At 60.6% G+C, this 18,400-nt stretch carries 19 protein-coding genes and 1 pseudogene; 9 read left to right on the plus strand and 11 right to left on the minus strand.

The features are described from left to right. Positions 1-13: 13 nt before the first annotated feature. On the minus strand, positions 14-496 hold the full coding sequence (locus HGO40_RS30875) for a hypothetical protein (RefSeq protein WP_502943310.1): 483 nt from the start codon (positions 494-496) through the stop codon (positions 14-16). A gap of 464 nt (positions 497-960) precedes the next feature. Between HGO40_RS30875 and HGO40_RS16645 the strand changes: the two genes are divergently transcribed. Continuing rightward, the gene (locus HGO40_RS16645) at positions 961-1,587 is read left to right on the plus strand and encodes a response regulator transcription factor (RefSeq protein WP_109753848.1); all 627 of its coding nucleotides are present in this window, start codon (positions 961-963) and stop codon (positions 1,585-1,587) included. Between the two features lie 55 nt (positions 1,588-1,642). On the opposite strand, the gene HGO40_RS16650 is transcribed toward HGO40_RS16645, so the two are convergent. From HGO40_RS16650 to metG, 8 genes are all read right to left on the minus strand, one after another. Continuing rightward, positions 1,643-1,828, minus strand: coding sequence for a PA3496 family putative envelope integrity protein (locus tag HGO40_RS16650; RefSeq protein ID WP_207964904.1), 186 nt, complete (start codon positions 1,826-1,828; stop codon positions 1,643-1,645). A 107-nt stretch (positions 1,829-1,935) separates the two neighbouring features. Then, on the minus strand, positions 1,936-2,574 hold the full coding sequence (gene nth, locus HGO40_RS16655) for an endonuclease III (protein ID WP_250963899.1): 639 nt from the start codon (positions 2,572-2,574) through the stop codon (positions 1,936-1,938). After that, complete coding sequence (locus tag HGO40_RS16660) at positions 2,571-3,101, minus strand: Rnf-Nqr domain containing protein (protein ID WP_250963900.1); 531 nt, start codon at positions 3,099-3,101, stop codon at positions 2,571-2,573. Before HGO40_RS16660 ends, nth begins: the two co-directional genes overlap by 4 nt. Further along, positions 3,094-3,705 (minus strand): RnfABCDGE type electron transport complex subunit G, encoded by a 612-nt coding sequence (locus tag HGO40_RS16665; RefSeq protein WP_250963901.1) that lies wholly within the window; start codon positions 3,703-3,705, stop codon positions 3,094-3,096. The genes HGO40_RS16660 and HGO40_RS16665 overlap by 8 nt, the downstream gene beginning before the upstream one ends. Further along, the gene (locus HGO40_RS16670) at positions 3,702-4,688 is read right to left on the minus strand and encodes an RnfABCDGE type electron transport complex subunit D (protein ID WP_250963902.1); all 987 of its coding nucleotides are present in this window, start codon (positions 4,686-4,688) and stop codon (positions 3,702-3,704) included. Before HGO40_RS16670 ends, HGO40_RS16665 begins: the two co-directional genes overlap by 4 nt. Beyond that, positions 4,675-5,682, minus strand: a complete 1,008-nt coding sequence (gene rsxB, locus HGO40_RS16675) for an electron transport complex subunit RsxB (RefSeq protein ID WP_250963903.1) — start codon at positions 5,680-5,682, stop codon at positions 4,675-4,677. Before rsxB ends, HGO40_RS16670 begins: the two co-directional genes overlap by 14 nt. Next, positions 5,679-6,251, minus strand: a complete 573-nt coding sequence (locus tag HGO40_RS16680; RefSeq protein ID WP_250963904.1) for an Rnf-Nqr domain containing protein — start codon at positions 6,249-6,251, stop codon at positions 5,679-5,681. The genes rsxB and HGO40_RS16680 overlap by 4 nt, the downstream gene beginning before the upstream one ends. A gap of 129 nt (positions 6,252-6,380) precedes the next feature. After that, the gene (gene metG, locus HGO40_RS16685; protein ID WP_250963905.1) at positions 6,381-8,426 is read right to left on the minus strand and encodes a methionine--tRNA ligase; all 2,046 of its coding nucleotides are present in this window, start codon (positions 8,424-8,426) and stop codon (positions 6,381-6,383) included. 336 nt (positions 8,427-8,762) lie between these two features. Here metG and apbC point away from each other — a divergent pair, with 336 nt between their 5' ends. After that, positions 8,763-9,857 (plus strand): iron-sulfur cluster carrier protein ApbC, encoded by a 1,095-nt coding sequence (apbC, locus tag HGO40_RS16690; protein ID WP_250963906.1) that lies wholly within the window; start codon positions 8,763-8,765, stop codon positions 9,855-9,857. 129 nt (positions 9,858-9,986) lie between these two features. Here apbC and HGO40_RS16695 read toward each other — a convergent pair whose 3' ends face one another. Then, positions 9,987-10,745: an SDR family oxidoreductase gene (locus HGO40_RS16695; RefSeq protein ID WP_186706310.1), complete on the minus strand. Its 759-nt coding sequence runs from the start codon at positions 10,743-10,745 to the stop codon at positions 9,987-9,989. A 164-nt stretch (positions 10,746-10,909) separates the two neighbouring features. Here HGO40_RS16695 and HGO40_RS16700 point away from each other — a divergent pair, with 164 nt between their 5' ends. The 4 genes from HGO40_RS16700 to groL all read left to right on the plus strand — a co-directional run bounded on the left by HGO40_RS16700 (position 10,910) and on the right by groL (position 14,415). Continuing rightward, a complete protein-coding gene (locus tag HGO40_RS16700) occupies positions 10,910-11,641 on the plus strand; it encodes a HugZ family pyridoxamine 5'-phosphate oxidase (protein ID WP_250963907.1) in 732 nt (243 codons plus the stop codon). Between the two features lie 66 nt (positions 11,642-11,707). Further along, the gene (locus tag HGO40_RS16705) at positions 11,708-12,184 is read left to right on the plus strand and encodes an FxsA family protein (RefSeq protein ID WP_014339863.1); all 477 of its coding nucleotides are present in this window, start codon (positions 11,708-11,710) and stop codon (positions 12,182-12,184) included. A 243-nt stretch (positions 12,185-12,427) separates the two neighbouring features. Beyond that, a complete protein-coding gene (locus tag HGO40_RS16710; RefSeq protein WP_003204913.1) occupies positions 12,428-12,721 on the plus strand; it encodes a co-chaperone GroES in 294 nt (97 codons plus the stop codon). A 50-nt stretch (positions 12,722-12,771) separates the two neighbouring features. After that, entirely contained in the window at positions 12,772-14,415 is a 1,644-nt protein-coding gene (gene groL, locus HGO40_RS16715; RefSeq protein ID WP_250963908.1) for a chaperonin GroEL, read from the plus strand. Between the two features lie 197 nt (positions 14,416-14,612). On the opposite strand, the pseudogene HGO40_RS16720 reads toward groL, so the two are convergent. Next, positions 14,613-15,356, minus strand: a pseudogene (locus tag HGO40_RS16720) (phosphatase PAP2 family protein). Positions 15,357-15,666: 310 nt separating this feature from the next. On the opposite strand from HGO40_RS16720, the gene colR reads away from it, so the two are divergent. The 3 genes from colR to HGO40_RS16735 all read left to right on the plus strand — a co-directional run bounded on the left by colR (position 15,667) and on the right by HGO40_RS16735 (position 18,400). Beyond that, entirely contained in the window at positions 15,667-16,350 is a 684-nt protein-coding gene (colR, locus tag HGO40_RS16725; protein ID WP_250963909.1) for a two-component system response regulator ColR, read from the plus strand. Further along, entirely contained in the window at positions 16,340-17,617 is a 1,278-nt protein-coding gene (locus tag HGO40_RS16730) for a sensor histidine kinase (protein ID WP_250963910.1), read from the plus strand. The genes colR and HGO40_RS16730 overlap by 11 nt, the downstream gene beginning before the upstream one ends. 114 nt (positions 17,618-17,731) lie before the next feature. After that, positions 17,732-18,400, plus strand: a complete 669-nt coding sequence (locus HGO40_RS16735) for a class I SAM-dependent methyltransferase (protein ID WP_250963911.1) — start codon at positions 17,732-17,734, stop codon at positions 18,398-18,400.

The following is an 18,400-nucleotide window of genomic DNA, read 5'->3' on the forward strand; positions in this document are numbered from 1 at the left end:
CGTACCCGATGGCTCATTTATCCTGCCCGTGGGCTGCAAGATCTGTCTGGTTGTAGATGACGTACACGATGAGGCCGGCGTGCCTTAAATGCTCCGATCGACAGGTCTCGATCAAGCGCTGGGATTGGCTGCATAAGGTACACAGGGTGTCCGGCGATTCACGGCTGTTTCGATGCAGGCCTATCAGCAGCAGTTGCTCCTTGCCCGTCTGGCGCAGCATTCGTTTACGCCGACCGGTCGTGTCATCCATGGTCTTTATAAAGTGTTTGCTCTTGCGAAAATCCGAAGGTGAATACAAGGAGCGGTAATTGAAGTTGAGCGTGATGAAAAAAAGCAACAATAGATAAAACGGGAAGCTGATCAGGAACCAGAGGTAATACTCGCGATCCTGATCATCCAGGAACGGCAGCGAAATCGCCGCGGAAGTTTCGGATAAAGTTGCGAATATGGCGATAAGGGTCATGGGGTTGGTGATGGTTTTCAAAGGTTTGTTCATGGTTAATGCTCATGGAATATTCATGCTCGGTGAGTAAAGTGAAAAAAGTGTTTTGTGATAATAAGGTGTCACGATAACAGTCAGGGGTGCTGGTATTTAATATCACGTGCCTGAGCGTCTTTTATATATGAATTCCTGTTGCTGAAGTGAGGCGCGGCAGTTTTAACAGCAAACAATTCAGTTACTCTTTATGAATAAAGAGCTTTCAGGCGGTCGGTCCGTGGCGGGCATGGCGGTGAAAGAGCGCATTATTCGTGGGGGGGGCCGGAGTCTTGGTGAGGTCGATCTTTCTCTGAAAAAAATTCAGGACACATTTTTCCTGCCAGGATTTGTAGGAATTTTCTGTATAGCTTGTAGGTTCTGTCTCTCGGTGCGAGCGGTCAGGGGGGGCAGCATGCCAAGGTAGAAATGACTAGGCTATTGTGCGTGCTCTAAAAATTCGAACAGCGAAGTTGGATTTGCCCATGAATAAAGTGCTGATCGTGGATGATCATCCCGTCATTCGTCTTGCTGTACGTTTGCTGATGGAGCGTCATGGATATGAGGTCGTTGCCGAAACCGACAACGGCGTCGATGCGCTACAACTTGCTCGTGAACTTATGCCCGACATCGTCATTCTTGATATCGGCATTCCGAAGCTGGACGGGCTGGAGGTTATTGCCCGTTTGGCGGCCATTCCTTCATCAATGAAAGTGTTGGTGCTGACTTCCCAGGCGCCTGGACATTTTTCGATGCGCTGCATGCAAACGGGGGCGGCCGGGTATGTCTGCAAGCAACAGGACCTTACTGAGTTATTAAGTGCAATAAAGGCAGTGCTGTCAGGTTATAGTTACTTCCCCAACCAGGCACTGCACACGGTGCGATCGAGCCTGGGTAATGCCAGTGAGTCCGATATGGTTGATCGGTTATCGGGGCGGGAAATGATGGTCTTGCAGCAACTGGCGCGCGGCAAGACCAACAAGGAAATCGCCGATGGAATGTTCTTGAGCAACAAGACCGTCAGTACTTACAAGACTCGCCTGTTATTGAAACTCAATGCCCGTTCGCTGGTCGACCTGATCGAACTGGCGCAGCGCAATGGGTTGGTGTGAGGCTTCAGGTCACGCGTACTCAGTAAAAAGCCTCCATCAGGGAGGCTTTTACGTGTCAGAGATCAAAGTCGTATTCGGCCAGTTGCTTCTGTAAACGGCGCTCTTCCAACAGGTTATCGATGGTGCGACGCTTGCTCAGGTTGGTTTTTGCCACTTCCGGCACGGCCACAGGTTCGACGTCGTCGGCTTCAACGGCGGTGAATTCGTCTTCTACATCCAGTTGTTCTTTGCCAGCACTCATGGGTTCGACTCCAGGCTAAGACTGCCATTGGCGCTCCTTATATCGATAAACCACGAGCGGGTAAAAAAGATTTTTTCAATCGATGGATCGAGAAAAGCAATAGCGCCTCAATCGTCCGACGTCTTGTGCTTGTATTCGCATAAATCTTCGATCCGGCAACTGCCGCAGCGGGGCTTGCGGGCCAGGCAGACGTAGCGTCCGTGGAGGATGAGCCAGTGATGGGAGTCCAGCAGGTATTCCTTGGGGACAAATTTCATCAGCTTCTTCTCCACATCCACCACGTTTTTGCCGGGGGCCAGCCCGGTACGGTTGCTGACGCGGAAAATGTGGGTGTCGACGGCCATGGTCAATTGCCGAAATGCGGTATTGAGCACGACGTTGGCGGTTTTGCGACCGACGCCCGGAAGGGCCTCCAGCGCTTCACGGGTCTGGGGGATTTCACTGCCGTGGCGCTCGATCAGCAGGCGGCAGGTTTCGATCACGTTTTTAGCCTTGCTGTTGAACAGGCCGATGGTCTTGATGTACTCGGACAACCCTTCGACGCCCAGGGCATGGATCGCCTCTGGGGTATTGGCGACCGGGAACAGTTTGGCGGTGGCCTTGTTGACGCCGACGTCGGTGGACTGCGCCGACAAGATGACCGCGATCAGCAACTCGAACGGAGAGGAATAGGCCAGATCGGTTTTCGGCTCCGGGTTGTCTTCGTGAAAGCGACGGAATATTTCCAGGCGTTTTGCGGCGTTCATGGGCGCGGCGTTTCCTCGAGGGTTGAAGGGGGTTTGGCGGCCGTCCAGGCCTGTCGGGCCGCCAGCAGCAGCCCGAGCAGAATGAACCCGCCAGGAGCGAGCAAGGCCAGGGGCAGGCCGCTGCCGATCAGTTCACGGATGGCGCCCAGGCTGAGCATCAAGAGACCGCCCCCCCCAACCCGCCGCCGGCGCACACGCAGGCGAGCCTCACCGAAGAACCCCCCATGCTCCAGCGCCACGCAGCTCAGGGCGATCCAGCCCATGTACATCAGCGGTTGATACAGTTCCAGCGCCCAGGCCTGAATGACCAAGCCTGTACAGGTGGTCAGGGTGGTGGCCAGCACAATCGCTGCGAGCAGCCTTTGCCCGGACGTCAGGCGCTGCCGGACAAGCCCCATTGCCAAGCCTTGGCAGGAGAGAATCAGCGCCCAGGCCAGCCATAGCGCCAGTGCGTCGACCAATGAATGGCTGGCGCCAACCAACGGGACGAGCAGCAGACCGCGTGTCAGGCCCCACGGCTTATTCATTCGCAGACACTCCCATTAACCGGGCCTTGTGCTCGTCGAAATAACGCAACGCGTCATGAACCGCCTGGAGCACCGCCCGGGACGTCACCGTTGCGCCGGCCAATTGATCGAACTGACCCTGGTCCTTTTTCAAGGCCCAGCCGCTGTCATCAGGCGCCTGGCGTGATTTGCCGGTGAAGGTCTGCAACCAGGCGTTCGGCCAGCCGGCAATCGCCGCGCCCAACCCGGGCGTCTCGGCTTGGCGCAGGGTCTTGACCCCCAGCAACCGGCCTTGTGGATCGATGGCGACCAGCAATTCGATGCTGCCTTCATAACCCAGCGCCTGGCTACGCAGCAGCACGGCGCTGGGCTGGCCGTTGCGGGTCGCCAGGTAACCGCCCAGCAGCGTGCTATGGGCCAAGGTTACCGCGGTTGTGAAAACGGGGCGCGCCAACGGCTGATTGTCATAGCGGTCAGTGGGCAGCACGTCGAGCAAGGCCTTGTTCGCCAGCGTCTGTCGCTGGGCCTCGCTGCGCCCGGCCGTGCTGAGGAGCGTGAGGTAAGTGGCACCGCTACAGAGGCCGATCAACAGGATCAGGATTGCCACGCCGCCGGGATTTTTCATATCAGCGGTCGCCGTTGTCGCGCCTCGGCGAATCGGTCCAGTGCCGGCACGCCGAGGTTCATCAGCAACACGGCGAAAGCCACGCCGTCCGGATAGCCGCCCCAGGTGCGGATCAGGTAGATCAGCAGTCCCATGCCCGCGCCAAACAGCAGCCGGGCAAGCGGGGCCTTGGCCCCCGAGACCGGTTCGGTCGCGATAAAACAGGCGCCGAGCATGGTCGCGCCGCTGAACAGATGAAACAGCGGTGAACCGTGGGAATCGGAACCCGACCCGTTCCAGCACAACAGGCTGATGATGAACAGGCTCGCCAGCAGGCCCACCGGCGCATGCCAACTGAACACCCGTTGCTGCAACAGGAACAGGCCGCCTGCCAGGAAGGCCAGGTTGACCCATTCGGCCCCTCGACCACCGAAACGCCCGAACGCCGGATCAGTGCCGAAAAGCTCATCGATGGTCTGGCTCGTGTTGGTCCGCAGGCTGTCCAAGGCGGTCGCCCCGGCCCAGGCATCGGGCGCCGGATGAGTGCCGAACACTTGTTGCAAACCTTCCAGCAGGCCCATGCCGTGGGGCGCGGGCCATTGACTCATCTGGGCGGGAAACGCCACCAGCCCCAAGGCGTATCCGAGCATCGCCGCGTTGAACGGGTTGCTGCCGACGCCGCCCCACAGGTGCTTGCCGAACAGCAAGGCGCAGGCGGCCGCCGTGACGGTCAGCCACCAGGGGCAATACGCCGGCAAGGCCAGGGCCAGCAGCGTGGCACTGACCAGCGCGCTGCCATCGTTCAGTTCGGGTTTGAGCGGTCGCTGCCGCACACGCAACACGAACGCTTCGACCGCCAGCGCGGTGAGGCCGGACAACAGCAGGTTGAGCGCCACGCCCCAGCCTTGGAACCACAGCAACGCCAGCACGCCGGGCAGCGTCGCCAGCAACACGTGCGTCATTGCTGGCCGCAGCCGCTCGTCCACCGGCTCAGGAAGCGGCATGGGCGTCCACCTGGCGTTCGGCATCCTTCACCGCTTGCTCCAGCGCCTGCAACTGTTCATCCGATGCCGCTGCCGTGCGGGCTTTGCTGAGTTCGGCGCGGCGCATCGCCAGTTGGATCTTGGCCCGCTTCAGCTCGGCGTTTTGCGCCGGTGCCGAGGGCGCAGTGGCCGCCGGTGCGGCGTTTTCCAGTTGGCTCAGGGCCTGCTCGGCGGCTTCGAACTGGCGTTGCAGCACGATCAGTTGCGACTGCTGCTCGAAGGTCGGCGGATGGCCGAACGCTTTCAAGGATTTGTTCAATTGCGCCCGGCTCATGGCCAGGTCGATCTTGGCTTTTTTCAAGGCGGAATCGGCGGTGGCGGTTTTTTGCGCGCGTACGCGTTCCAATGCGGCTTGTACGGGGTCAAGCGACTGCTCCTTGGCTTGCGCCGCCCTTTGGGTACGGGCCAAGCGCTCCGCCTGGCGCTGTTCTTCTTCGCGGCGCAGGCGCGCATTGCGTTGTTCGAAGCGACGTCGGGCGTGGTTACGCTTGGCGGTTCGCGCCTGCTGCTCTTCGGCACTGAAGGCCAGGCCGCCGACAATCGGCAGCACGGTCGCCATTGGCAGAGGGTGCATCTCGATGCAATCGACCGGGCAGGGCGCCACGCAAAGGTCGCAGCCGGTGCACTCATCGATGAGAACGGTGTGCATCAGCTTGGCCGCGCCAACAATCGCGTCCACCGGACAGGCCTGGATGCACTTGGTACAGCCGATGCATTCGGCTTCGCGGATAAAGGCGATTTGCGCCGGGGCCGCGCCGCGGCTGGTGTCCAGTTCCAGCACCGGTATTTTCATCAGCTCGGCCAGGGCCGCGATGGTTTCGCGCCCACCGGGCGGGCATTTGTTGATAGGCTCGCCTTGGGCGATGCCTTCGGCGTAGGGCTTGCAGCCGGGGTGGCCGCACTTGCCGCATTGGGTCTGCGGCAGCAGGGCATCGATACGTTGAATCAGGCTCATGTTTTGACCAGCCCGCGCAATCCGAGAAAGGCCACCGCCATCAGTCCGGCGCTGATCAACTGAATCGGCAGGCCCCGAAAGGGCAGGGCAATAGCGTTATTGGAGGTGCGCTGGCGCAAATCGTCGAACAGGCCCAGCACCAGCCAGAACCCCAGCCCGGCACCCAGGCTCAGGGCCATCGCGTGGCCGAGGCCTCGGTCATCCTGGCTGTTGAGCAGCGTCCCGCCCAGTACGCCGGCATTGCCCAGCAACAGCGGCCACAGCCCATCGAATGGCAGGGTCGGCAGCCAGCGCGCCAGCAGGCGCAGCAAGGGGACGATCAGCAAGATGCTCAAGGACAGCCACGCCAACAGGCGCAGCGACACCAGGTTTGTCGGCGTCAAAAGCCCATGATCAATCAGGTAGCCCAGGGTGCCGACGACCAGCATCAAGCACGCCGTCGCCAGGCCCAGGGCGTGCACCTGCTTTCTGCCGTTGACTGCCAGCAGTGGATCGACGCCCAGCGGCCAGTGCAACACCAGGTTGTTGATCAGGGCAGCGCTAAACAGCGTGAGGAGGATTTCGGTCATGGGTGTGTTGGCGACGAGGGGCCTGTTACAAGATTAGGCATTATCCGGCACGCCGGGCGCGTGGGCCAGATATGAAAATCCCACAGCCACCTGCGCGGCGACTGTGGGATCGGTGCAGCGGGGGTCGTATTACTTGATCCGCTGGCCCGGCTTGGCGCCGCTGTCAGGGCTCAACAGGTAGATTTCCTCGCCGCCGGGGCCCGCCGCCATCACCATGCCTTCGGAGATGCCGAAGCGCATTTTGCGCGGCTTGAGGTTGGCGATCATCATCGTCAACCGACCTTCAAGCTTGGCCGGGTCCGGGTAGGCGCTCTTGATGCCGGAGAACACGTTGCGTTGCTCGTCGCCGATGTCCAGGGTCAGGCGCAACAGCTTGTCGGCCCCTTCGACGGCTTCGGCCTTGAGGATCAGCGCCACGCGCAGGTCAACGGCGGCGCAGGCATCGAAATCGATTTCCGGCGACAGCGGGTCCTTGGCCAGTTCGCCGTTGCCGGCAGGGGCGCCGGTGTCGGTCTGGCGGGCCGCCAGGTCTTCCTTGGAGGCGTCGATCATGGCTTGGACCTTGGCGGAATCGATACGGGTCATCAACGGCTTGAACTCGTTCAACTGATGGTTGCTCAGCAGGGTCTGGTGGTCGTTCCAGGTCAGCGGCGCAACGTTCAGGAACGCTTCGGCATCGGCGGCCAGCAGCGGCAGCACAGGCTTGAGGAAGATCACCAACTGGCGGAACAGGTTGATGCCCAGGGCGCAGATGGCCTGGACTTCGTCCTGCTTGCCTTCCTGCTTGGCCAGCGACCATGGGGCCTTGTCGGCGATCCAGGCGTTGGCGCGGTCGGCCAGGGCCATGACTTCGCGCATGGCGCGGGCAAAATCGCGGCTCTCGTAGGCTTCGGCGATGCTGGGCGCGGCCGCCAGGAAGGCGTCGGTCAGTTCTGGCGCGGCGTTGCCGGCGACCAGGACGCCGGCGTTGCCCTTGTGGATGAAGCCGGCGCAACGGCTGGCAATGTTGACGACCTTGCCCACCAGGTCGGAGTTGACCTTTTGCACGAAGTCTTCGAGGTTCAGGTCCAGGTCATCGACGCCACGGCCGAGCTTGGCGGCGTAGTAGTAGCGCAGGTATTCCGGCGACAAGTGGTCCAGGTAGGTCCGGGCCTTGATGAAGGTACCGCGGGACTTGGACATTTTCTGCCCGTTGACGGTCAGGTAGCCGTGGACATTGATGGCGGTCGGCTTGCGGAAACCGGCACCTTCGAGCATTGCTGGCCAGAACAGCGCATGGAAATTGACGATGTCCTTGCCGATGAAGTGATACACCTCGGCGGTGGAGTCCTTGCCCCAGAACGCGTCGAAGTCCAGCTCCGGCGTGCGGTCGCACAGGTTCTTGAAGCTCGCCATGTAGCCGATGGGCGCATCCAGCCACACGTAGAAATACTTGCCAGGCTCGCCGGGGATTTCGAAGCCGAAGTACGGTGCATCGCGGGAAATGTCCCACTCTTGCAGGCCGGAGTCGAGCCATTCGGCGAGCTTGTTGGCCACCGCGTCGTGCAACGTGCCACTGCGGGTCCAGGTTTGCAGCATCGCCTGGAAATCCGGCAGCTTGAAGAAGAAATGCTGGGAATCCCGGAGCACCGGGGTGGCGCCGGAAATCGCCGACTTCGGGTCTTTCAGGTCGGTCGGTGCGTAGGTGGCGCCGCACTTCTCGCAGTTGTCGCCGTACTGGTCTTCGGTGCCGCATTTCGGGCAGGTGCCCTTGATGAAGCGGTCGGCCAGGAACATGTTCTTTTCCGGGTCGAAATATTGGGTGACAGAACGGGTGGCGATATGCCCGGCGTCACGCAGCTTCAGATAGATCTGACTCGACAGCTCACGGTTTTCTTCGGCGTGAGTGGAGTGGAAGTTGTCGAAGTCCACCAGGAACTCGGCAAAGTCGGCGCTGTGTTCAGCCTGGACGTTGGCGATCAGCTGTTCCGGGGTGATGCCTTCCTTTTCCGCACGCAGCATGATGGCCGAACCGTGGGCGTCGTCGGCGCAGACATAGATGCACTGGTTGCCGCGATGTTTCTGGAAGCGCGTCCACATATCGGTCTGGATGTATTCCAGCATATGGCCGAGGTGAATCGAACCATTGGCATAGGGCAGGGCGCTGGTGACGAGGATCTTGCGTGGCTCGGACATGGGGCTCGGCTACTTGATGAAACGGAGGTCGGCCACTATAAAGCGCCGGCGGCTTTTTTTCACCCTTCGGGGCTGTTTCGGCGTGCTGCTTGGTTGTGTGGCGAGGGAGCTTGCTCCCGCTGGGTCGGGCCGACGCTTCGGGCGAAGCCGCCCCAAAGCTGTCAGCCGCAGGCATTCAGGCAAACCACGTCTGCCCCATTGCGACTGCTGCGCAGCCGCGCGGGAGCAAGCTCCCTCGCCACAATAGGTGTTCGCCTTGCTGTAATCGGGTCGCCACAAAAGCACGCGCGGCGTAGGATAGCGGCCTGTTTTCAAGTCTTGCTATCGGAGTTGCCCATGAGCGCCGTCAACCGCGCAGCGGTGGAAACCGTCCTTCGCCAGTACACCGACCCCTACCTGAACCAGGACCCGGTCAGCGCCGGATGCGTGCGCGCCATCGACATCCAGGGCGATCGCGTCAGCGTCCAGCTGGAAATCGGCTACGCCGCCGACCTGTTCAAGAGCGGCTGGGCGCAGATGCTGCAAATGGCGATCGAAGGCCTGGACGGCGTGACTGCCGCGACCGTCCAAGTCCCCAGCGTCATCGCTGCGCACAAGGCCCAGGCCCAGGTTCCGGGGTTGGCGAACGTCAAGAACGTGATCGCCGTGGCCTCGGGCAAGGGCGGCGTGGGCAAGTCCACCACCGCCGCCAACCTGGCCCTGGCCCTGGCCCGTGAAGGGGCGAAGGTCGGGATTCTCGACGCGGACATCTACGGTCCGAGCCAGGGCATCATGTTCGGGATCGCCGAGGGCACCCGGCCCCAGGTCAAGGATCAGAAGTGGTTCGTGCCGCTGCAGTCCCATGGCGTGGAAGTCATGTCCATGGCCTTCCTGACCGACGACAACACGCCGATGGTCTGGCGCGGGCCGATGGTGTCCGGTGCCTTGCTGCAACTGGTTACGCAAACCGCGTGGGGCGACCTGGATTACCTGGTGATCGACATGCCGCCGGGCACTGGCGATATCCAACTGACCCTGGCGCAGAAAGTCCCGGTGGCCGGTGCGGTGATCGTCACCACCCCCCAGGACCTGGCCCTGCTGGACGCGCGCAAGGGCGTGGAGATGTTCCGCAAGGTGAACATCCCGGTGCTGGGCGTGGTAGAGAACATGGCCGTGCACATCTGCTCCAACTGCGGCCATGCCGAGCACCTGTTCGGCGAAGGTGGCGGGGAAAAACTGGCGACCCAGTACGGCGTCGAATTGCTGGCTTCGCTGCCGCTGTCGATGGTGATCCGTGAACAGGCCGACGGCGGCAAACCGACGGTCATCGCCGAGCCGGACAGCCAGATCGCCATGGTCTATCAGGAACTGGCCCGCCACGTGGGCGCGCGGATCGTGTTGCAGGAAGCGGCATCGCCGGCGATGCCGAATATCACCGTCAGTGACGATTGAATAGGCCGTAATACAATCCATTGTGGGAGCGGGCTTGCTCGCGAATGCAGTGTGTCATTCAACGGATAAGTTGACTGATCCAGCGCATTCGCGAGCAAGCCCGCTCCCACATTGTGTTATGCGGTGGGTTTAGATCCGCATCCCGCCATCCATCTCCAGGATCCGACCGGTGTAGTAGTCGTTCTCAAAGATATAGGCGGCCGAATGGGCAATTTCCTCGGGTTTTCCCATGCGCTTGAGCGGGATCGCGGAGGTCATTCTTTCCAAGGCTTCGGGCTTCATACCCAGGGTCATCTCGGTTTCGATGAAACCCGGTGCAATGCCCGCCACACGGATGCCGTAGCGTGCCAGCTCCTTGGCCCAGGTCACGGTCGCTGCGGCCACACCGGCCTTGGCAGCCGAGTAGTTGGTCTGGCCGACATTGCCGGCGCGGGAGATCGACGAGATATTGATGATGGCGCCGCTGTTCTTCAGCTCGACCATTTTCGCCGCCACTTCACGGGTGCACAGGAACACACCGGTGAGGTTGACATCGATCACCGCCTGCCACTGGGCCAGGCTCATCTTGGTCATTTCGCCGTCCTTGACCTTGAGCAGCAGGCCGTCGCGCAGGATCCCGGCGTTGTTGATCAAGCCGTGGATCGCGCCGAAGTCCTCGGCCACCCGGGCGACCATGTCGATCACCTGATCTTCATTGGCGACGTTGCACAGGTAGGCACGGGCCTCGACGCCCTTGGCCGCGCAGGCGGCCACCGCCTGGTCGAGTTTTTCCTGGTTGAGGTCCACCAGGGCCAGCTTCGCGCCTTTACCCGCGAAATACTCTGCCATGGAGCGACCCAAGCCCTGGCAACCGCCGGTGATAATGATTACTTTGTCAGTGAGTTGCATTCTCATGTCCAGATGGGGCAGCGGTGGAGGGGACCCTCTGGGCAGCCTCTCGATTCGCGACGGTGTAGCCCGACTGCACACGAGAATCGTCCCCTAGGTGTATCGGAACATTACTCCAGTCGCCTGACCGTTTTCTAGACGGATTTTATAAAAGGAGTCATAAATTGAGCGTTGAAGCTGCCAAGCATGCCCGGGAACTGCTGCTCAAGGAATACCGTGGAATGCTCTCCACGCATTCCAAATCCATGCCCGGTTTTCCGTTCGGCTCCGTCGTGCCCTATTGCCTGGACGCAGAAGGCCGGCCGCTGATCCTGATCAGCCGCATTGCCCAGCACACGCACAACCTGCAAAAAGACCCCAAGTGTTCGATGCTGGTGGGCGAGCGCGGTGCCGAGGATGTGCAGGCCGTCGGGCGCCTGACTTACCTGGCAGAGGCCCGGAAGCTTGAAGACAGTGCCGCCATCGAGGCGGCCGCCGAGCGTTATTACCGCTATTTCCCTGACTCGCAGAACTACCACAAGGCCCACGATTTCGATTTCTGGGTACTCGACCCGGTGCGCCATCGCTACATCGGCGGCTTCGGCGCCATTCACTGGATCGACTCTCTCACCCTGGCCAATCCCTTCGCCGGCAAGGCCGAAGCCAGCATGATCGAGCACATGAACGCCGATCACGCCAAGGCCATTGCCCATTACGTGGAGCTGGCCGGCCTGCCGAAAAGCGAACCGGCGCAACTGGTGGGCATCGACAGCGAAGGCATGCACCTGCGTATCGGGCAGGGCTTGCACTGGCTGGCGTTTCCAACACCTTGCAACACGCCGACACAAGTACGCGAAGCCTTGGTTTACCTGGCTCACGCCGAGCAATGGCCAAAAAATGCCGAGGCCGACGCTTGAATTCACGAAAGGTCGACGTCATTTAGGTTTTCATAGCAAGGCATTCTTGCGTAGAGGAACCCTTTGATGCGCCCTTTTTTGTTGCTCTTTCTGCTGTTCCCGGTGTTGGAGCTGTTCGTATTCGTCAAGGTCAGCGGTGCGATCGGGTTTTTCCCGGCGCTGCTGCTGGTCATTCTCGGCTCGATGCTCGGCGTGTTCGTGCTGCGCATTGCCGGTCTCGCCACGGCGCTGCGTGCCCGTGAAAGCCTGAACCGTGGCGAGCTGCCCGCCCAGACCATGCTCGAAGGCCTGATGCTGGCCCTGGGCGGGGGCCTGTTGATCCTGCCAGGCTTCATCAGCGACGTGCTGGGCCTGGTCATGCTGTTGCCGTTCACCCGTCGGTTGCTGGCCAATAAGATGCGTCAGCGCGCCGAGGAGCAGGCGATGCGCCAACGGGCCTTCGCCGATGACCTCCAGCCCCGCGGCGGGCCGGCTCCGCGCGAGCCCGTGGGCCGTGAGCCCAACGTGATCGAAGGCGAATTCGAACACCGGGATTCCAAGTAAAACTTTCTCCACGGCGCCTTCGGGCGCCGTGTTCGTTTTGGCTGCGTAAGTAAAAAATTTTCTGCTTGCGCCCTTGTAATCCACTTGTACGCCCTTATGTAACGGTCACCGCAAGGTTTCCGGTGGCGACACCGGACAGACTTCCGCGGTTCGACTGACGAACCGCAACCGGCTCTGCCGGCTTTGTTAAACCCGCCGGGACTACACCGGCCGATGAAAACCAAAAATTAGGAGAGATCGACAATGAAGCTTCGTCCTCTGCATGACCGCGTCGTCATCCGTCGCAGCGAAGAAGAGAAGAAAACCGCTGGCGGTATCGTCCTGCCAGGTTCGGCTGCTGAAAAAGCCAACCACGGTGAAGTTCTCGCTGTAGGTCCAGGCAAGGCACTGGAAAACGGTGAAGTACGTGCGCTGGCCGTGAAAGTGGGTGACAAGGTTGTGTTCGGCCCTTACTCCGGCAGCAACACAGTGAAAGTCGACGGCGAAGACCTGCTGGTAATGAGCGAGAACGAAATCCTCGCTGTTCTCGAAGGCTGATTCCCCCGCCCATTTTCCCGTTACTACAAAGTATTTAAGGAATATCGATCATGGCTGCTAAAGAAGTTAAATTCGGCGATTCCGCCCGCAAGAAAATGCTCGCCGGTGTCAACGTCCTGGCTGACGCAGTAAAAGCGACCCTGGGCCCGAAAGGCCGTAACGTGATCATCGAGAAGAGCTTCGGCGCTCCGACCATCACCAAGGACGGCGTTTCCGTAGCCAAAGAAATCGAACTGAAAGACCGTTTCGAAAACATGGGCGCGCAACTGGTCAAGGACGTTGCCTCCCGTGCCAACGACGACGCCGGTGACGGCACCACCACCGCGACCGTACTGGCTCAGTCGATCGTCAACGAAGGCCTGAAAGCCGTCGCTGCCGGCATGAACCCGATGGACCTCAAGCGCGGCATCGACAAGGCGACCATCGCCATTGTCAAAGAGCTCAAAGCCCTGTCCAAGCCATGCGCTGACACCAAGGCGATCGCTCAGGTCGGCACCATCTCCGCCAACTCCGACAACTCCATCGGCGACATCATTGCCGAAGCCATGGAAAAAGTCGGCAAGGAAGGCGTGATCACCGTTGAAGAAGGCTCGGGCCTGGAAACCGAACTGTCGGTCGTAGAAGGCATGCAGTTCGACCGTGGCTACCTGTCCCCGTACTTCGTCAACAAGCCGGACACCATGACCGCCGAGCTCGACGGCCCGCTGATCCTGCTGGTGGACAAGAAGATCTCCAACATCCGCGAAATGCTGCCAGTGCTGGAAGCCGTTGCCAAAGCCGGCCGCCCACTGCTGATCGTGGCTGAAGACGTCGAAGGCGAAGCCCTGGCGACCCTGGTCGTGAACAACATGCGCGGTATCGTTAAAGTCGCAGCCGTCAAGGCGCCAGGCTTCGGCGATCGTCGCAAAGCCATGCTGCAGGACATCGCCGTACTGACCGGCGGTACCGTTATCTCCGAAGAGATCGGCCTGAGCCTGGAAAGCACCACCCTGGAGCACCTGGGTAACGCCAAGCGCGTGATCCTGTCCAAGGAAAACACCACCGTGATCGACGGTGCCGGCGTCGAGGCTGACATCCAGGCTCGCGTGACCCAGATCCGCGCCCAAGTGGCCGAGACTTCGTCCGACTACGACCGTGAAAAACTGCAAGAGCGTCTGGCCAAGCTGTCCGGCGGCGTTGCGGTCATCAAGGTTGGTGCCGGTTCCGAAGTTGAAATGAAAGAGAAGAAAGCCCGCGTTGAAGACGCCCTGCACGCGACCCGCGCAGCCGTCGAAGAAGGCGTGGTACCTGGCGGTGGCGTGGCACTGGTTCGCGCTCTGCAGGCTATCTCCGAGCTCAAAGGCGACAACGACGACCAGAACGTGGGCATCCAGTTGCTGCGTCGCGCTGTAGAAGCCCCGCTGCGCCAGATCGTTGCCAACTCCGGCGACGAGCCAAGCGTTGTGGTCGACAAGGTCAAGCAGGGTTCGGGTAACTACGGTTACAACGCTGCCACCGGCGAATACGGCGACATGATCGAAATGGGTATCCTGGACCCAGCCAAAGTGACTCGTTCGGCTCTGCAAGCGGCTTCGTCGATTGCCAGCCTGATGATCACCACCGAGGCGATGATCGCTGAAATCAAGGAAGACGCTCCAGCTGGCGGCGGTATGCCAGACATGGGCGGCATGGGTGGCATGGGCGGCATGATGTAAGCCAGCCTTACCCCTGTAGCGAAAAACCCCGCCTGCGAAAGCCGGCGGGGTTTTTTATTGCCTTGGATTCATGAAGCAACACCCCATTCCCCTGTGGGAGCGAGCTTGCTCGCGATAGCGGAGTATCAGTCGATGCTTGATTGACTGACCCCCCCCGCCATCGCGAGCAAGCTCGCTCCCACAGGGTAACTCGATGCTCAGGCGTTGGCGGGTTGGCTCAGCGCTACGCGATCAGCCATGGCAGCCGGTCGGTACAGGATGTAGTAGTAACACCCCAGGCAAATCAACCAACAGAACACCGCCGTCCACACGTTGTGGGAAAAGAAATGCGCCCCTTGCATCATCCGCCCCAGGGAGAACACCGTGCCCAGGGTGAAGGTGAGCACCAAGGCCTGGCGGGCCAGGCGCGGGCGGCGATCGCGCAGGACGAAGAACAGCGCAAACAACGTGAACCCGGGGGCGGCGTGACCGCCGGGCCAGCATCGACCGGGTTTGTCCGTGGCCGGGCGTGGGCTGAGCAGCTCACTGTAGGTCTCCTTGCCGCCGAACTCTTTCAGGCTCCAGGGGCATTGCACCGCCGTCACCGCTTTCATCGGCGTGACGAAGGACGTCGCCAGTGCCAGGGACAGCACCAGGCAGCCCAGTTCCCGCTTGAAGGGTTTGAGCCGGGTGATGAAAAACGTACCGATGAACCCCAGGACCGCCAGCAGGGAGAACGCGATCACTACCTCCTTGGCTCGATCGTGCAGGATATCCTCGAGGAAAAAACTGTGCCGACCGATAAACCCACCCGCCATCGGGTCGTAAAACTACTTGGCGAGGTCCATGTCCAGGGTGGTCAGTTCCAGCACCACCAGGATGGCTGCGACGACGGCAGGCAGGCCCAGGGCGACCCATAAATTCAACGGCCTGGATGCGGGGCGAATGGCGGTGGGAACCATGGCAGTACCTTTGGGAGTTTTCGTTTTCAGCGTGTCGCGCAGTCTGGTCCGTGTTGCGTTCGGGCGGTGTGAAGGTTGGGTGAAAAACTCGTCAATGACCGCTCAGTCTTGCTCTTGGGTGCACTTGATCTTTGTGGGAGCGAGCTCGCTCGCGATAGCGGTGGGTCAGCCCCATCAATATTGGATGTTCCGACGCTATCGCGAGCAAGCTCGCTCCCACAGGGAGGCGTGACAACCCTAGCCGTGAGCCACGCTTGGCCGTAAGCTGCGCGGGCCAAGCCAGCCGTTAACCGTGCACGCAGAGGTGCCCATGCGAATTCTATTGGTCGAAGACAACCGCGACATCCTGGCCAACCTGGCCGATTACCTGGGGCTCAAGGGCTACACCGTCGATTGTGCCCAGGACGGTTTGTCGGGGTTGCACCTGGCGGCGACCGAACACTACGACCTGATCGTGCTCGACATCATGCTGCCGGGCATCGATGGCTACACCTTGTGCAAGCGCCTGCGCGAGGACGCCCGGCGCGATACGCCGGGGATCATGCTCACTGCCCGGGATCAGTTGGACGATCGCCTGCAGGGCTTCAAGTCCGGCGCCGATGACTACCTGATCAAACCGTTCGCCTTGTCGGAACTGGCGGCGCGGATCGAAGCCGTCATGCGTCGCGCCCAGGGTGGTGGCCGGCGGGCCTTGCAGGTCGGCGACCTGAGCTACGACCTCGATACCCTTGAAGTGACGCGCGAAGGCAAGCTACTCAAGCTCAACCCCGTGGGCCTGAAACTCTTGGCAGTGCTTATGCAAAAAAGCCCCCACGTGTTGCGCCGCGAAATCCTCGAAGAAGCGTTGTGGGGCGACGATTGCCCAGACAGCGACAGCTTGCGCAGCCACGTCCATCAACTGCGCCAAGTGATCGACAAACCGTTCGAAAAACCGCTGCTGCACACCGTGCACGGCGTCGGCTATCGCCTGGCCGAGGGCCGCGATGGAGTTTAAGCAGAGCCTTGCCCCACGGATCATCATAGCGTTTGCGCTGATGAGCGCATTGGTAGCCGGCGCGTTCGCCATGGGCATCGTGGCGACGGTTCACTTGGTCGAAGAAAAGCTGATTTCCGCCGGGCTGGGTGGCGACCTGCAACGCCTGTTGCTGATGGACAGCGTCTCGGACTGGAACCATCGGCCGGAACCCGACCAACTGTTCTATTTCAGCGGCGGTCCAGGGGACTTCGAATTACCCAGGGACCTGCGCCATCTGGAGCGTGGTTTCCACGAAGTGTTTCGCGAGCAATTGTCCTATCACGCCATGGTCGAGATCGTGGATGGTCGGCACTACGTGTTGCTGCAAGACCAGAGCGATTTCGAGGAACGCGAGCGGGTGCTGTTTGCCGTGGTCCTGGTGGGTTTTGTGCTCAGCCTGGCGCTGGCGGTATTTTTGGGGTGGGTCCTGGCACGCCGGGTGATGGCACCAGTGGTTCGCCTGGCCCGGCAAGTGCGCCATCGCGACCAACTCCTCGGTCTCGCTCCGCCGCTGGCCCCGGATTATGCCGCCGATGAGGTGGGTGAGCTGGCCGTGGCGTTCGATGCCACACTGGGGCGCTTGCGCCAGGCCCTGACCCGCGAGCGCTTGTTTACCAGCGACGTCAGCCACGAATTGCGTACGCCGCTGATGGTTTTGGCGACGTCCTGTGAACTGCTGCTGGAAAACCCGGCGCTGGACCCGCGCGGTCGTACCCAGGTCGAGCGCATCAGCCGGGCCAGCGAAGAGATGCGCGAACTGGTGCAAACCTTCCTGATGCTCGCCAGGTCCGAACGCGAAGACAACGGCATGTCGCCTCGTCTGACCCTGGGGCAGGTGGCCGAGAACCTCCTCGGCGTATGGCGCGCGCCCATCGAATCCAAGGGCCTGACGCTGATCTTCGAACCCGGGCAAACCGTCGACACCCTGTATAACGCCACGTTCCTGACGGCGGTGATGGGCAACCTGCTGCGTAATGCCCTGCACTACACCGACCAGGGGTTCATCCGTCTTTCGCTGACCAGCACCGGATTCATGGTCGAGGACAGCGGTGTGGGTATTCCCGAGGAAAAACGCGAGGCGATGTTCGAGCCTTTCGTGCGTGGTAACGAAAAGCGCGGCGAAGGCCTGGGGCTGGGGTTATCCCTGGTGCAGCGCATTTGCGAGAACCGAGGCTGGACAGTCAGTCTCAGTACGATGGAACCCAACGGTTGCCATTTCGAAGTGGAATTGAATCCAAAGGGCTAAGCGACTGTGTTGAAAAGTCTTGTAAACATTGGAAGCTTTACCTGACTTTATTTTCACAAGGACATGACATCCCGATTCATAAGGTGGGGCCGATCAGTCATCGAGGCCCCGCCAATGTCCAAGCCCATCAAGTTGGCTTTTTCCGAAAAGTACAACGAGCAGCACGCCAGGGAATATTTTCATAAACATCGCACAGGTTTGAGTCGTCGTCTTTCCAATCAGCGAGACCAGCAATTGGCCCGGCGCGCTTTGACACTTGTCGGCGACCCCGGTCTCATCCTCGACTTGCCGTGCGGTGCCGGGCGTTTCTGGCCCTTGTTGGCGGAAAAACCGAACCGGATCATCATCGGCGCGGACAATTCCGAAGCCATGCTCAATACCGCATTGGACGCTCAACCGAGCGACGTCGTAAAACGGGTACGACCTTTGCACACTTCTGCGTTCGACATCGCCTTGCCTGATAACGCCGTCGATAGCATTTTTTGCATGCGCTTGCTGCACCACATCGGTGAACCCGCGCATCGATTGGCAATCCTGAAGGAATTCGAGCGTGTCAGCCGTGACAGCGTGATCGTTTCATTGTGGGTCGATGGCAATTTCAAGGCCTGGAAACGCAAGCGCCTGGAACGCACCCGTGGGCAGAAAGACTACCAGAATCGATTTGTGTTACCGACGGATACAGCAGAGAAGGAGTTTCGGCAGGCTGGGTTTCGCATTCAGGAACGGCTGGATTTCCTACCGCTTTATGCCATGTGGCGAGTCTATGTATTACGCAAGGGGTAA

The organism is Pseudomonas sp. CG7, assembly GCF_023701885.1.
In the GTDB taxonomy this organism is placed as follows: Bacteria; Pseudomonadota; Gammaproteobacteria; order Pseudomonadales; family Pseudomonadaceae; genus Aquipseudomonas; species Aquipseudomonas zanjanensis.